This window comes from Pseudoalteromonas sp. SG43-8 (assembly GCF_014164245.1).
In the GTDB taxonomy this organism is placed as follows: Bacteria; Pseudomonadota; Gammaproteobacteria; order Enterobacterales; family Alteromonadaceae; genus Pseudoalteromonas; species Pseudoalteromonas distincta.
The window spans coordinates 150865-164718 of record NZ_JACJEX010000003.1 but is presented as its reverse complement, the minus strand read 5'-3'; the positions used below and the strand labels follow the sequence as shown (position 1 = coordinate 164718).

Annotated in this window: 15 protein-coding genes; 8 read left to right on the top strand and 7 right to left on the bottom strand. The window is 40.1% G+C overall.

What is annotated here, in order from left to right:
• Positions 1-29: 29 nt before the first annotated feature.
• Together H5122_RS08340 and H5122_RS08335 are read right to left on the bottom strand one after the other, a co-directional pair.
• A complete protein-coding gene (locus H5122_RS08340) occupies positions 30-2612 on the bottom strand; it encodes a TonB-dependent siderophore receptor (RefSeq protein ID WP_182671103.1) in 2583 nt (860 codons plus the stop codon).
• Between the two features lie 316 nt (positions 2613-2928).
• Entirely contained in the window at positions 2929-3102 is a 174-nt protein-coding gene (locus H5122_RS08335; protein WP_182681580.1) for an oxidoreductase-like domain-containing protein, read from the bottom strand.
• A 103-nt stretch (positions 3103-3205) separates the two neighbouring features.
• Between H5122_RS08335 and H5122_RS08330 the strand changes: the two genes are divergently transcribed.
• Positions 3206-3628 (top strand): hypothetical protein, encoded by a 423-nt coding sequence (locus H5122_RS08330; protein ID WP_182671104.1) that lies wholly within the window; start codon positions 3206-3208, stop codon positions 3626-3628.
• 87 nt (positions 3629-3715) lie between these two features.
• A complete protein-coding gene (locus H5122_RS08325; protein WP_182681581.1) occupies positions 3716-5080 on the top strand; it encodes a M17 family metallopeptidase in 1365 nt (454 codons plus the stop codon).
• Positions 5081-5114: 34 nt separating this feature from the next.
• Here the strand turns inward: H5122_RS08325 and H5122_RS08320 are convergent, their stop codons facing one another.
• On the bottom strand, positions 5115-5501 hold the full coding sequence (locus H5122_RS08320; RefSeq protein ID WP_182681582.1) for a VOC family protein: 387 nt from the start codon (positions 5499-5501) through the stop codon (positions 5115-5117).
• Positions 5502-5571: 70 nt separating this feature from the next.
• Positions 5572-6651, bottom strand: a complete 1080-nt coding sequence (locus H5122_RS08315; protein WP_182681583.1) for a ketoacyl-ACP synthase III — start codon at positions 6649-6651, stop codon at positions 5572-5574.
• 153 nt (positions 6652-6804) lie between these two features.
• Between H5122_RS08315 and H5122_RS08310 the strand changes: the two genes are divergently transcribed.
• The 6 genes from H5122_RS08310 to H5122_RS08285 all read left to right on the top strand — a co-directional run bounded on the left by H5122_RS08310 (position 6805) and on the right by H5122_RS08285 (position 11202).
• Positions 6805-8112, top strand: coding sequence for an amidohydrolase family protein (locus H5122_RS08310; protein WP_182681584.1), 1308 nt, complete (start codon positions 6805-6807; stop codon positions 8110-8112).
• An 8-nt stretch (positions 8113-8120) separates the two neighbouring features.
• Complete coding sequence (locus H5122_RS08305) at positions 8121-8525, top strand: DUF4440 domain-containing protein (protein ID WP_024595765.1); 405 nt, start codon at positions 8121-8123, stop codon at positions 8523-8525.
• 61 nt (positions 8526-8586) lie between these two features.
• Complete coding sequence (locus H5122_RS08300; RefSeq protein ID WP_182681585.1) at positions 8587-9828, top strand: sensor histidine kinase; 1242 nt, start codon at positions 8587-8589, stop codon at positions 9826-9828.
• Entirely contained in the window at positions 9825-10352 is a 528-nt protein-coding gene (locus H5122_RS08295; RefSeq protein ID WP_182681586.1) for a response regulator transcription factor, read from the top strand. Before H5122_RS08300 ends, H5122_RS08295 begins: the two co-directional genes overlap by 4 nt.
• A 27-nt stretch (positions 10353-10379) precedes the next feature.
• Positions 10380-10802, top strand: a complete 423-nt coding sequence (locus tag H5122_RS08290; protein ID WP_138490370.1) for a thiol-disulfide oxidoreductase DCC family protein — start codon at positions 10380-10382, stop codon at positions 10800-10802.
• A gap of 121 nt (positions 10803-10923) precedes the next feature.
• Positions 10924-11202, top strand: a complete 279-nt coding sequence (locus H5122_RS08285) for a peptidylprolyl isomerase (protein WP_002959014.1) — start codon at positions 10924-10926, stop codon at positions 11200-11202.
• A gap of 86 nt (positions 11203-11288) precedes the next feature.
• Here the strand turns inward: H5122_RS08285 and H5122_RS08280 are convergent, their stop codons facing one another.
• The 3 genes from H5122_RS08280 to H5122_RS08270 form a co-directional block, all read right to left on the bottom strand.
• Complete coding sequence (locus H5122_RS08280) at positions 11289-11636, bottom strand: energy transducer TonB (protein WP_182681587.1); 348 nt, start codon at positions 11634-11636, stop codon at positions 11289-11291.
• Between the two features lie 147 nt (positions 11637-11783).
• Complete coding sequence (locus tag H5122_RS08275) at positions 11784-12461, bottom strand: DsbA family oxidoreductase (RefSeq protein WP_182681588.1); 678 nt, start codon at positions 12459-12461, stop codon at positions 11784-11786.
• Positions 12462-12575: 114 nt separating this feature from the next.
• Positions 12576-13796: a Xaa-Pro peptidase family protein gene (locus H5122_RS08270; RefSeq protein ID WP_182681589.1), complete on the bottom strand. Its 1221-nt coding sequence runs from the start codon at positions 13794-13796 to the stop codon at positions 12576-12578.
• Between the last annotated feature and the right edge of the window lie 58 nt (positions 13797-13854).

Genomic DNA, 13854 nt, shown 5'->3' with positions numbered 1-13854 from the left:
TTTCGCCTTTGGTTCTTCATGAAAATAGTTTAAAAAGTATATGTTGCTTTAGCGTAGTAAAAGCCACCGTTAATACCAAACGGAGATGTTTCGTAGAACTGACCACCCCAGTTGTTATTAGGGATGCCCGTTGCATCTGCAAAATCAAGTTTTTCAGCATCTTGGTCGAATAAGTTTTGAGCGCCTACAGAGAAGCTAACTGATTCATTTAAAAAGTAAGTTACTTCAGCATCAATAGTGACTGCAGCATCTGCTGTTTTAGCTGTTGCATCATAATCAACGTGAACACCTTGGTATTCGCCGTAGTAGTTTGCACGAGCAAATGCAGAAACTGATTCCCATTGTTGAGACAATGTGAACGTTGCACGATGATTAGGTAAATCTTCTTCTAAACGCTTAACTTTAAACGCACCTGTAATTTCACTAAATTTAGTTACTTCAGTATCATTCCAGTTATATGCAAGGCTAAATGTAGAGCTACCGCCCATTAATTCAGCTGTATAGTTTGCAACTAAATCGATACCTTGTGTTGTTGTGTCAAAGTCATTTGTAAAAAAGCTTACCTGAGCAAGGCCTTGTACATTAGGTACTCCTGCTGCTGCAAGGGTATCTTTGTCTGCTTGGCTTAAATTGATTTTATCTGATTGGCTAATACGGTCATCTACTTGGATGTTGTAGTAATCAAGCGTTAAAAATAATTCGCCAATTGTGTATACAGCACCAAGCGTATAACTTTGCGATTCTTCCGGCTCAAGCTCTGTACCACCTAATTGCACTGCAATTGGGTTTGTTGGTGGAAGAAGCGCTGAATCTTGTAATACACCGCCATCTAAACTTGTTTGTACATTACTTACGTTAGCTTGACCAACTGTAGGTGCACGGAAACCACTGCTTACAGAACCACGAATATTTAAATCTTCAGTTAAATGGTATTGAGCCATTACTTTATAGTTAGTGGTAGTGCCAAAGCTGTCGTAGTCTTCAAATCGAAGTGCTACGCCCATTAAAAAGTCTTCAGTAAACGGTGCTTCAACATCAACATATGCTGCATAGTTACGGCGAGAAAATTCACCTGCTTGTGATGGTTTAAAACCAGGGAAACCATTAGAGCCAATACCAAAACCTTGTGCTGTTAAAGGGCCTGCAGTGTAAGATTCTTCATCACCAGAGACGATAGTAAATGTTTCTTCATGCCATTCAAAACCACCGGCAATGTTTACATCATAAGCTAAACCAAAGTCGATACCTTTTGATAAATCAAAGTTAAAGTTCTTCTCTAGTTGTTCGTATTTACCCGGGCTGAAGTCTCGTGGTGTATCTGCACCTAAAGAGGCATTAACCGTGTCGTAAATAAAGTAACGTGATTCATTTAAGCCAACAGTGCCGCTTAAGTCATAGTAAGTATCTTTTAAGAAGCCACCAGTGAATCGACCTTTAGTACCAATAGTTAAAGAAGTATCTGTAATGTTGCCGCCAAAGTTAGGTGTAAAGCCACCTGGAAGCATCTCATTAAAGGCAAAACAATCTGGGTTGTTTGCTACACCATTTATGTAAGCAGGATCATCTAGTACATTGCCGTCTGTTATTGTGATAGTTGGACAGTTAGCGCTCATATCAGGTGTTGTGTCGGCAACAAGTAGTGTTTCGCCACCATCATTTGAGTAAACACCAGAACGTGTTTGCGGGTTACGGTAATAAAAACCGCCACGTACATCACGTTCAGAGTAGTTACCAAACATGTAAAATTCAGAGTCGTTTGTTAGCTCTAAACCCACATTACCAAAAATAGTAATATCGTCATCTACTTCTGGTGCACCCCATACTTGTGCAAGAGAAGATACTTCAGGCACACCGGCAGCTGAAAGTGCTGCAGCATCGGCACGTTGAACTGAACGGCTTGTTGCATCAGCTGTTTTATATTGAAAGCTTAAATTAGCAAAACCATTGTCGGTAAACGGTAAACCTACGTTACCCGACACTTGTGTTGTATCGCCATCACCTTCATAAAATTGACCGTGGCGGATTTCTAATTTACCACCTTCTGAAGCGTCTTTTAGTTGGAAATTCATTACACCGGCGATTGCATCAGAACCATACTGCGCAGCCGCGCCATCGCGAAGTACTTCTACTTGTTTAATCGCAATGCTTGGAATAACTGAAATATCTGCGCCTTGCGCGCCATCGTTGATACCACCGCCTAAAAATGCGATTACAGAAGCACGGTGACGACGTTTGCCGTTTAAAAGAACCAATGTGCTGTCTGACGGTAAACCACGTAAGTTAGCTGGACGAACAAGAGAAGCCGCATCACTGATAGGGTTTTGGTGTACGTTAAACGATGGTACTGCACCTTTTAAAAGCTCAAGCATGTCAGTGTTACCTGACTTTTCAAGCTCTTCGCCGCCAATAATGTCGATTGGAACCGGTGAGTCACCTATTGAACGAGGAGCTGAACGCGTACCTACTACGGCAATTTTTTCAACGTTTTTATTTACTTTAGTTTGTTCCTGCTCGTCTGCCGCAATAGCAGATCCAGAAATAAATAACCCTGCAGTGGTTGTAGCTAAAGCAAATTTGATTGCTTGGTTTAGCGCATTACTTTTTAATTTCATTCTAATTTTCCCCAGTTAGAATAATTCTTATTTTTGATGTGAATTTCACATCATTTGTTTTAACTTAATTTTTTGTTTCACATAAGTTTGAGGTTTTAGCTCAAAAGCCTAATCAATTAAGCTTACTTCTTGTGAAGTCCTATCTACAGACTATAGATAAAAAACAGGAAGGGCAATTACTAATTAACCGTTTGATAACAAAAAGATTCAATTTAAGAAAAAATGCAACAGTGGTGCAAAGTGAATCTAAAATGAACTAAATAAGTGCAAATAAGGCTATTGAGGGGAATATTAATGCGCTAACTGCATTTAAATGTTATTTATTTGTTTCTTTTTTTGTGGGGTTTTCAATGTTTTGTGCGTACCGCCAAGCTTCTAATTTTTCTTTGTATTCATCCCATACGCAGGGATAGCAACTGCCACCACCGCAACATTCATCAGATTTTGGTTTTTCAGGTTTTTGCGGTAATTGATTTGTTATATTCTGCATTGTTGTATGTATTTAATACTAATTTGGTGCAAAGGGTAAGTTAAAGGGTGTTGAAAGTAAATTATTCTTTGTGAACCTGTGCTGCTGTGTGAAAATAAAAGTTATGCGATTATATAAAGTTATTCACCGTGCACCTTGGCGGGTAGTTAAAATTAGTAAAAAACGCCAACAGCTGCGTTTTCGCCGTGCTATGGTGGCGCTTAAAATCGCACTCGCCCAAGAAAAACAAGAAACTAAAGAAATGCTCTCTATTTATAGGCGTTACACTCAAGGCCACACAAGTAAAGAAGAGTTAAAACGCGCAAATGAGCAATTTGTTGATATTTTAAAAGGGTTAGGGCTCGGTGTATTTGCTGTATTACCATTTGCTCCGCTTACAATTCCTTTAGTTGTTAAATTAGGGAGTTTGGTGGGAGTTGATGTACTGCCAAGTTCGTTTAATATGAACAAATCTATTAAAGAACTAGATGCTAAAATAGATCAAGAAAATCAAAAGCAAGAATCTAAAAATAGCTTTAAAAAGTAGCTAAAATCCCTTCAAATTAGCGATACCTTTTAGGTGCGCTTATTGATATGCTCTTAAGTACCATTTTTATATTATATGAGCTTTTTAATGAGTGCATTACTACGTCATACATCTTCTGGTATTCCTTTATCTTTTATTCTTAAAAACGAATTATCTGACTGGCAAGCACAGCAGCCTGCATTTATACAAAATTGGTTAACTAATACAGGTTTTGAAAAGCAAGGTGTTGCTTTAATTCCTGATGCTAAAACGGGCGAGTTAAGCCAGGTATTTTATTTAATGCAAAGCAGCGATGATTTTTGGGCTGCGGGTAATTTAGCAAATACACTTCCTACAGGTACTTATCAAATTCAAGGCGACAGCGCTTTTGTAGAGCAGGTTGCTTTAGGGTTTGTACTTGGTGGTTACGAATTTAGTGAATACAAAGAAAAACCAACAGCAAAGGCGCAATTAGCCATTAGCGATAAAGCGTTATATGAACGCATTAGCCAACAAGCTGATGCCATTACACTTGCACGTGATTTAGTTAATACTCCAGCGGTAGATATGATGCCGCAACATTTATCGCAAGTTATGGAAGATTTAGCTGCAACTTACAATGGCGAATTTTCACAGTGGGTTGGTGATGAGTTACTAGAGCAAAACTACCCGACTATTCATATGGTGGGTCGTGCAAGCGAAAATAAACCGCGTTTACTTGATTTAAAATGGGGCGCGACAGATGCTCCATTAATTACACTAGTCGGTAAGGGCGTATGTTTTGACTCAGGCGGACTTGATTTAAAACCGAGCTCTGGCATGCGTAACATGAAAAAAGACATGGGCGGCGCGGCGCATGTAATTGCACTAGCGCAGCTTATTATGGCAGCTAACTTACCAATTAGATTACGTGTACTTGTACCAGCGGTTGAAAATGCAGTATCGCGCAATGCATTTCGCCCAGGCGATGTTATTAAAACGCGCAAAGGTATTATGGTCGAAATTGATAATACAGACGCTGAAGGCCGCTTAGTATTGTGTGATGCATTAAGCGAAGCGCAAAACGATAATCCTGAGCTAATTATTGATTTTGCTACCCTCACGGGTGCATGTCGTGTTGCACTGGGCACGGAGCTTCCGGGCTTTTTCTCAACAGAGCGCGATGTAGCAAATGGCATTATTGACGCCGGTTTAAGTGTACATGACCCTGTTTGGCAACTTCCGTTGTTTGAGCAATACAAAAGCTTACTAAAAAGTGATGTAGCCGATATGGCAAATTGCGCAAGCACACCGTTTGGTGGTGCTATTACCGCAGCGCTTTACTTAAAAGAATTTGTTGAACCAACAACACCGTGGGTACACTTTGATGTAATGGCATGGAACTTACGCGCATTACCAGGTCGTCCAACGGGTGGTGAAGCATTAGGTATTCGTGCTGTATTTAACTACTTACAAAATCGTTTTAATAAGTAAGTCTTTGATTCAATAGTAAGAAATAACTTGAGCTTTAAACCTCATAAAGCTCAAGTGGCAAGTTGTCTGGATCGGCAAAAAAGGTAAACTTTTTGCCGGTTATTTCATCCACTCTAATATCCTCAACGTTTACATCGCACGACTCTAAATACGTTTTTGCAATCTGTACATCCGCTACCTTAAAAGCTAAATGTCTTAAGCCTTGTGCTTCTGGATAGCTGGGTCTTTCGGGCGAACCATCAAACGAAAATAGCTCTATTTGGCTACCATCGGGCATGGCTAAATCTAATTTATATGAATTACGATCAGCTCTAAAGTGCTCATTAATAACGTTAAGTTTAAGTACATTGCTATAAAAGTGTTTAGAACGTGCATAGTCACTACAAATAATCGCAGCGTGATGAATACCTAAAAGTTTCAAATTTAATTCCTTAAAAAGCAAAAACGCACTTAAATAAGTGCGTTTTAAATGTGGCTTATTACATGTTGTGCTAGCTAGGCTGCGCTTCTTTACATGCTTTAACGGCCGGTGCTACAAGCTCTAAACCAGTTTTATCACACGGTGGTAAAGCAGCATCGCTTACACTAATAGGCGTTACACGTTCGCCCCATTTTATGTAACTTGCAGCCCACGTAAGGCCTGCACCAAATGCTGCAGACATAATGTTTGAATGCGGTTTAATTAACCCTTGCTCAACCGCTTCACATAACGCAATAGCAATAGTCGCAGCAGAGGTATTACCATAGTCACCAATGTTAACCATTACTTTTTCGTCAGGTACTTTTAAGCGATGCTGAATAGCCTGAATAATACGTAAGTTAGCTTGGTGTGGAACGAGTACATTAATGTCGTCAAGGCTTAAGTTGGCCTGTTGCAGTACGTCGTCGCAGGCTTCACTCATACCTTTTACAGCACGTTTAAAAATTTCACGACCTTCAAATAATAAATCAGAAGGACCAATTGGCTCATACTTATTTAAATCGCTACCAAAGTTGGTGATGTGTAAAATATCGCGGTCTTCGCTGTCACAACCGGTTTTGGTACCAAGTAAACCCGCTGGCGTATCGGCAGCTTCAAGTATTACTGCACCTGCGCCATCGCCAAATAAAACAGCGCTGTCGCGACGTGCCCAGTTTACATACCAGGTCATACGTTCAGCGGCAATGACGACTGCTTTTTTGATCATACCCGCTTGAATTTGTGCTGTAGCAGCTTGCAATGCATATAAAAAGCCCGAACATGCCGCGTTTGTATCCATTGCGGCAGCGCCTGTTGCACCAATGTTTTTTTGCACTTGTGAGGCGGTATTTGCCACAACAGTAGAAGGTGTACAGGTTGCTAATATCACTAAATCAATATCTTTAGGATCAATGCCTGCGCACGCAATAGCATGCTTAGCAGCAACGGTTGCCAGCTCAGCGGTACTTACATGACTCACTCGGCGAGATTTAATGCCAGTACGCGTGGTTATCCACTCGTCGGTGGTATCAACTATTTCACTAATTTCATCGTTGCTAATGCTTGCTGGTGGAATGCATTTACCCCAACCAGTGATATGTGCGTAAGGCATAGTATGTTCTCTTAAGGTGGTCTGACATGTGTTACTAATGGGGGAGTTATACCAAAAAACGGCTTTCAAGACTAGTTTATAGCATGTTTTGTATCGTAAATATTCGCAATTACAGGTTATTTAAGGTAATGCTAGTATAAAAAAGGAGCAAGTATGAAAACAACACTAATAACAACATTCACTTCAATAACGCTGGCATTAATAACAAATGGGGCTTTTGCTCAACAGCATAAAATTATTTATGCTGGCAGTTTACTTGCATCCGAAGATCAAAAAGTAAAAACAGAGCAAACGTTAGTCATCACAGATAATACAATAACAGCCATTAAAAACGGCTACCTCACAAAAGCAGAACTTAACCTACCTGATGCCGATATTATCAATCTTAAAAATCAATTTGTAATGCCTGGTCTTATTGATATGCATGTTCACGTAACGTTTGAGCGAGATGCTAAAGCAAACCTTCACCGCTGGGCTACAGAATATGATGCCGATTATGCTTTGCGTTCAATTAAATATTTACAACGTACGCTCGATGCGGGTTTTACATCAGTGCGTGATTTAGGTAGCGATCACAAAGTAATATTTCCGCTAAAGCGCGCTATTGAGCGAAATGATATTAACGGCCCACGCATTTTTGCAGCGGGTAATACAATATCGCCTACCGGCGGACACGCAGATATGCACGGATATCGAAAAGATATTACAGATGCGGTTACAGGCGGGATTGGTATATGTAATGGCGCGGATGATTGTAGCCGTGCGGTACGCGAGGTAATTAAAAGTGGCGCTGATGTAATTAAAGTTACTGCCACGGGTGGGGTACTAAGTAATACCGCTGCTGGGGTTAACCAACAACTTACAGATGCAGAGCTGATTGCAATTGTTGATACGGCTCACCACTTAGGACGTAAAGTTACAGCCCATGCACACGGCACACAAGGTATAAAAGCGGCCTTAAAAGCCGGTGTAGATTCTATTGAGCATGGCTCTTATTTAGATAAAGAGGCAATAAAGTTATTTAAAAAAACGGGGGCTTATTTAGTACCGACGCTTTTAGCGGGGGCAACGGTAAGTGAAGAGGTGCTTACAAACCCAAATATGCCACCGGCAATAGCCGACAAAGTGAGTGAAGTGACTCCAAAAATGCAGGCTTCGTTTAAACTTGCACTGAAAAACAAGGTTAATATAGCTTTTGGAACAGACTCTGGGGTGTCGCGTCATGGGCTTAATGCTAACGAATTTAGTTTAATGGTAAACAATGGAATGAGCAAAGCCCAAGCTATTAAATCAGCAACCATACATGCAGCTAAACTGCTGGGGCAAAGCGCACTCATTGGCGACTTGAGTGTTGGTAAACAAGCAGATATTATCAGTGTGGATGGCTCACCGCTTAAAAATATTGACGTACTTAAAAACGTACAATTTGTTATGAAAGCCGGGCAAGTTTATAAACAATAGGGAAGGTTATGAGCAGCAAAATAAAAGTGTCGTTGTTTAATCATTTGATTGACGCTGAGCGCCAGTTACTAGACCCAGAAGTTCGCCAATCTGAGCGCGCATTAGACGCTTTACTCGATGATGAATTTATCGAAATTGCTGCTAATGGCACTACATTTAATAAATACCAAGTACTAACTCGTTTACCTACCGAGGTTGTGCCACAGTTTTATAATCAGCATTTTAAGGGCCGAATGCTGAGCGATGATGTAGTGCAACTTAGTTACCAAGCTGCTTTTAGGCGCTCTGCTCGCGCTGAGTTTAATTATTCATTGCGTATGTCGCTTTGGCGTAAAAGTAATGAACAATGGAAAATGGTGTTTCACCAAGGAACGCCTTGTGCGCCGTTTTCAATTTCGATGGATGATGATTAAAAATCATATAACCGTTAAAATAACCTTATTAAACATTTGATTGGGCAATAACCTGTTGTTAATGCGTACCGACCCCACCATTAGTCGATTATTAATGCTGCGAAGCGGCGCTATTGCCGTGCAATTAATTGCGGTACTTAGCGTTTATTTTTTACTAGAACATCAAATTGCATTACTGCCTTTACTTATTGTTATTGCCGTTGAGGCTGTGTTTCAGCTTATTAGCCTATTTGCTTATCGTAATGTAAGTCGCGCAAAACCTTTGGGTATGTTGATGCAGTTAACTGCAGACGTATTATTTTTAACGGTTTTACTATCGCTAAGCGGCGGTGCAACTAATGCATTTGTTTCGCTGTTATTGCTCCCGATAATGATCGCTGCTGTTACGCTGCGAGAAAAAGGATTAGCTTATATTGCGGTATTAGCCATTGCCGCATACAGTTTGCTACTTATAAAGATGCCCGATCACAATATGCATCAAATGAATATGAGTGGTCATTTTATTGGCATGTGGGTTAATTTTGTTTTAAGTGCCAGCGTAATCGCACTTGTTATTGGCGCAATGAGCAGGGCACTTAAAGAGCGAGAGCGAATTATTGCAAACGTGCGTGAAAAACAATTGCGTAATGAACAGCTTGTTACCCTTGATGGGGCCGCTGCACAAATCACCCATCAACTAGCGACCCCAATTGCAAATTTACAGCTATTGTTTGAAGAGTTATTAGAAGACCAACCAAACAACCCTATTGTAAAGCACATGCAAGCGCCGCTTACTCAGTGTAGTACGCAACTTAACGACTTTAGAAAACTCTCAGAGCAATTACGTCTTAAAAATTCACAAGAGCATACCACAGTAAAGCAACTGCAAACGCAAATTACAGATACGCTTTTACTGCAATACCCTGATCAGCACATTAAATGGATTACGCCACCTATTGCGGCAACGCTATTGAGTGATGCGATGTTATTGCCTGCTATTTTAAATTTATTGCAAAACGCCGCGCTCGCTAATCAAAAACAAGGTAAAACTCAATTAGAGCTGAGTTGGCAGCAAGATAACTTACATAGCGAATGCGTTTACTTGTTAATTCGTGATTTTGGCCGTGGCTTTTCGTCATCGCAATTAGCAGAGCTGGGTGGTCAACTTATGCCAAGCGACCAAGGAATGGGGCTTGCTGTGCTTTTATCAAACGTTACTTTTGAGCGTTTAAATGGCTCACTTACCTTGTTTAACCATGCAGATGGCGGCGCTGTCGCCAAAGTTAAACTTGCTATTGTAAACACTGAGAATAACGCCTCATGAAGTTACTTATAATTGAAGACGACATAAATTTAGCCAGCACACTGGCAAGGCGCTTAACTAAACAAAGCTTTACCTGTGAGGTGGCGCATAACCAAAGTGATGCGTTACTTGCTGCGCGTAAATTATTACCCGACTTTGTTTTATTAGACATGAAACTAGGCGACGATAACGGACTGACACTAATAAAGCCGCTGCGTAGTTTGCTCCCCCAAACTCATATTGTTTTACTAACTGGGTTTGCAAGTATAGCAACCGCAGTAGAGGCAATGCGTTTAGGCGCAAACGATTACCTTACTAAGCCGGTTGATATGGCAACATTATTAAAAGCGCTTAACACCGATCCTGTGGCATCGGCATCGAATGTTATTGATGATGTGGTTATGTCGCCGGAGCGCTTAGAGTGGGAGCATATTCAACAAGTATTACACAGTAATAATGGCAATGTGTCGGTTACCGCGCGGCAACTTAATATGCATAGACGTACTTTGCAGCGCAAGTTACAAAAAAAGCCGGTGCAGCAGTAATTTATTACTTAATTTAAGGAAAGTGTTATGAGCGATGATGCAGTGACAATAATGCAAAATCAAAAAATTATATTATTTGATGCGCAATGTAAGCTGTGCAGCGCGTGGTGTAACTTTATTATTGCTCACGATAAAAATACTATTTTTAAATTATGCAGCGTGCAATCTCCAAAAGGAGAACTGTTGTTAACACACTTTGGTTTTTCAACCAGTGAATACGCTTCAATGGTGCTTGTTGAAAATGGTAAAGCATTTACACAAAGCCATGCTTTTTTTAATGTTGTTAAGCAGCTAGGTTACCCATACAAACTAGCAAACGTATTTAGTATTTTGCCAAATAGTTTTAATAATTGGCTATACGATAGGGTTGCTTTAAACCGCTATACGTTATTTGGTAAATATCAGTACTGCAGAATACCCAACCCAGATGATGCTAAACATTATTTATAAATTAGGCGTTAATACAATGCAGTAGCGTTAATACACTGCAGTATAAGTAGATGCTAGGTTTATAGGGTTGTGTTAAAATCGCCGCGTTTAATTTTAGCTAACGGTATAAAAGGCTTTTTTCATGGCAAACACAGCACATGCACTTCACATTTTGGTAAAGCACAAAGAGATTGCAGAAGATATTATTAAGCAATTAGGTAAAGGTGCAAAGTTTCAGACCTTAGCTAAAAAATACTCATCATGCCCATCGGGTAAAAAAGGCGGTGACTTAGGTGAATTTAGACGCGGACAAATGGTTCCACAGTTTGACAAAATTGCATTTAAAGGCGCAATTTTAGAGCCTCATCTAGTTAAAACTAAATTTGGCTGGCATGTAATTAAAGTACTTTATCGTACTTAGTTTACTTTTAAGTAAAGAAGTAACCTTCGCTGTATAGAAAAAGGCTGCAATGTGCAGCTTTTTTTAGTTTTAGTTTTAGTTAGTTATTATTTTGCTAAATTAAAATCTATAGTCATTTCTAAGTCTTCATCAACTACCGCAATACCATTAACTACTTTAGGTGCATAACGCCATTTAGAAAGAGAGCGAATCGCTGCTTTATCAAAAATTTTCACAGGCTCAGCTTTAATCACTTTAATATTAACTGGCTTACCAGATGTATCTACATCAAAAGACATTGTCACACTACCTTCAATTTTTTCACGGACACTTTTAATTGGATACTCCGCAGGACTGGGCATTATCAGTGTAGCGTTAGGGCTATCAGGTAGATGTGTTGTCGAACATGCGGTTAAAAGAAACAGTGACGTCAATGTTGTAATTATATATTTCATTATAAATCCCTTTGTAGGTATTATTATCGATTTTTTAGAGGTCGTTTCTATAATGACACCAAAAGAGATTCAAGGTAAATAATAAATTTGTCTTTTTTGAACTGATGAATATACAAGAAAGGCTGCAATGTGCAGCCTTTCTTAATTTTAAACTTTATTTGTGTATAAAGCGTCTTGCTTGGCTTCTTCTTCACTAATTTGTTTTAGTGCTTGAATGAATGAGTCGCTTGGTTGTCCGCCAGTAAGTGCATATTTATCGTTTATGATAAATGTAGGGACGGAAGTAATACCCATTTGTTTAAAGCGGTCTTGCTCTTGGCGTACGTCTTGTACGTATTTGTCTGAATGTAGAATACCGCGCGCAGTTTCTTTATCAAGACCTACTTTTTCAACAACGTCGAGTAGTGCTTCTTCTTGATTTAAGTATTTTAAATCAGTGAAGTGCGCTTCAAAAAAGGCAAGTTTTAATTCGGTTTGCTTACCTTCTTCACGTGCCCACATTAATAAACGATGCAAATCAAAGCTGTTGATCATGATGCGTTTGCCATCAAAATTAAAGGTAAACCCAGCACGTTGACCAGCTTCGAACATGTTTTTACGATTTTCGTCGCCTTGCTCTTCTGTTAGGTTGTACTTTTGCATTAAATGTTCGTTTAAGTCTTGACCTTCAATTGGCATATCTGGGTTTAGTTCAAAAGGATGCCACGTAATATCTGCGCTCATTTCGTCTTTGAGTTGCTCTAGTGCAGTTTCTAGGTTTTTATAACCCACTACACACCAAGGGCACATTACGTCTGAAACGATATCAATTTTAAAGTTTTTCATATTTATCCTTTTGAGGATTGCTTTGGTATAACAGGGGATATTGGGATGAACTGCACTTTATCAATGCCAAACTAAAAAGAGCAGCTAAGCAGCTGCTCTTGAAGGTATTCAGTTTTAAGCGTTAAGGCCAAATGGGTCGTCAATACTATAACTTGGTTGTGTAAACCAATGAGGGCCGTTGTCGGTCATGTAAAAATGATCTTCTAAACGCACGCCAAATTCATCGGGTATAACTAACATTGGCTCGTTACTAAAGCACATGCCTGGGGCAAGTAGGGTTTTATCACCGCCAACTAAGTATGGCCATTCGTGAATATCTAGCCCAATGCCGTGCCCTGTTCGATGCGGGCAACCCGGTGTTTGGTAATGCGGGCCTAGCCCTTGCGCTGCTAAATAGTTACGTGCGCCCGCGTCAACGTCTTCGCACGTAGCACCAATTTTAGCGGCGTTAAACGCGGCCATTTGCGCTGCTTTTTCATGATCCCAAAACATCCGTTGGCGCATTGTCGGTTCGCCAAATACATAGGTACGGGTTATATCTGATAAGTAATCGTGTACTTTACAGCCAGTATCAATTAGCACCATATCGCCTTTTTTAAGTATTTGGGCATCTTTAACACCGTGCGGGAAAGACGTTGCAACACCAAATAAAACAATACAAAAATAGTTACCTGGTGCACCTACTTTTTGGTGTGCTTGCTTAATAAAAGCTTCTACTTCGGTGGTGGTTATCCCCTCATAAAGCATGCTTGCTGTGGCCTGATGTACGGCTAAGGTCATGTCCATCGCGCGTTGCATTAAGCTAAGTTCATGAACTGATTTATGCATACGGCAATGCGCCGTTACAGGTTGTGCATTTATGAGGGTTAAACCCATTTGTGCTTTATTAATGCCGTCGAATATAAAAAATTGTGCGCTTTCATCAATGCCAATAGTTGCGTTTTCATTAATATTTAACTTTTTTAATACTTCGACAAAAAGTGCATAAGGATTTTCGTGCTCTTGCCACCCATGAATAGGCCCATCTATTACTTTAAACCCATTTAGTGAACCAATTTCGAAATAAGGCGCAATGTACTGTACTTCACCAAGGGCGGGTAATATCGCGCCAACCATACGTTCGCTCGCGTACCATTTCATGCCTGTAAAGTAGGTAAGGTTGGTGCCAGCGTTTAAATAAATTGCATCTATGTTGTTTGCTAGCATATACGCTTGAGCCTTGGCTATGCGCTCTAAATGTTCGTCAGCTGCGATAGGGGTCAGCGTTTGCGTCATGTTACTTAGGCTTGCCAGCGCTTGCTCGCTTGATTGTGTACCAATACCGATGGTGGTCATATTTTTCTCCTTGGATTTTTAGCTAGTGTGATTAATACCAAGGTAAAATTCAATGTTA

Excerpts from the sequence above, each read along its gene's own strand:
- H5122_RS08315 (WP_182681583.1), bottom strand. The coding sequence starts at position 6,651 with ATGCCTTACGCACATATCACTGGTTGGGGTAAATGCATTCCACCAGCA.
- H5122_RS08280 (WP_182681587.1), bottom strand. The coding sequence starts at position 11,636 with ATGAAATATATAATTACAACATTGACGTCACTGTTTCTTTTAACCGCA.
- H5122_RS08310 (WP_182681584.1), top strand. The coding sequence starts at position 6,805 with ATGAAAACAACACTAATAACAACATTCACTTCAATAACGCTGGCATTA.
- H5122_RS08330 (WP_182671104.1), top strand. The coding sequence starts at position 3,206 with ATGCGATTATATAAAGTTATTCACCGTGCACCTTGGCGGGTAGTTAAA.
- H5122_RS08275 (WP_182681588.1), bottom strand. The coding sequence starts at position 12,461 with ATGAAAAACTTTAAAATTGATATCGTTTCAGACGTAATGTGCCCTTGG.
- H5122_RS08335 (WP_182681580.1), bottom strand. The coding sequence starts at position 3,102 with ATGCAGAATATAACAAATCAATTACCGCAAAAACCTGAAAAACCAAAA.
- H5122_RS08340 (WP_182671103.1), bottom strand. The coding sequence starts at position 2,612 with ATGAAATTAAAAAGTAATGCGCTAAACCAAGCAATCAAATTTGCTTTA.
- H5122_RS08285 (WP_002959014.1), top strand. The coding sequence starts at position 10,924 with ATGGCAAACACAGCACATGCACTTCACATTTTGGTAAAGCACAAAGAG.
- H5122_RS08290 (WP_138490370.1), top strand. The coding sequence starts at position 10,380 with ATGAGCGATGATGCAGTGACAATAATGCAAAATCAAAAAATTATATTA.
- H5122_RS08325 (WP_182681581.1), top strand. The coding sequence starts at position 3,716 with ATGAGTGCATTACTACGTCATACATCTTCTGGTATTCCTTTATCTTTT.
- H5122_RS08305 (WP_024595765.1), top strand. The coding sequence starts at position 8,121 with ATGAGCAGCAAAATAAAAGTGTCGTTGTTTAATCATTTGATTGACGCT.
- H5122_RS08270 (WP_182681589.1), bottom strand. The coding sequence starts at position 13,796 with ATGACCACCATCGGTATTGGTACACAATCAAGCGAGCAAGCGCTGGCA.
- H5122_RS08295 (WP_182681586.1), top strand. The coding sequence starts at position 9,825 with ATGAAGTTACTTATAATTGAAGACGACATAAATTTAGCCAGCACACTG.
- H5122_RS08300 (WP_182681585.1), top strand. The coding sequence starts at position 8,587 with ATGCGTACCGACCCCACCATTAGTCGATTATTAATGCTGCGAAGCGGC.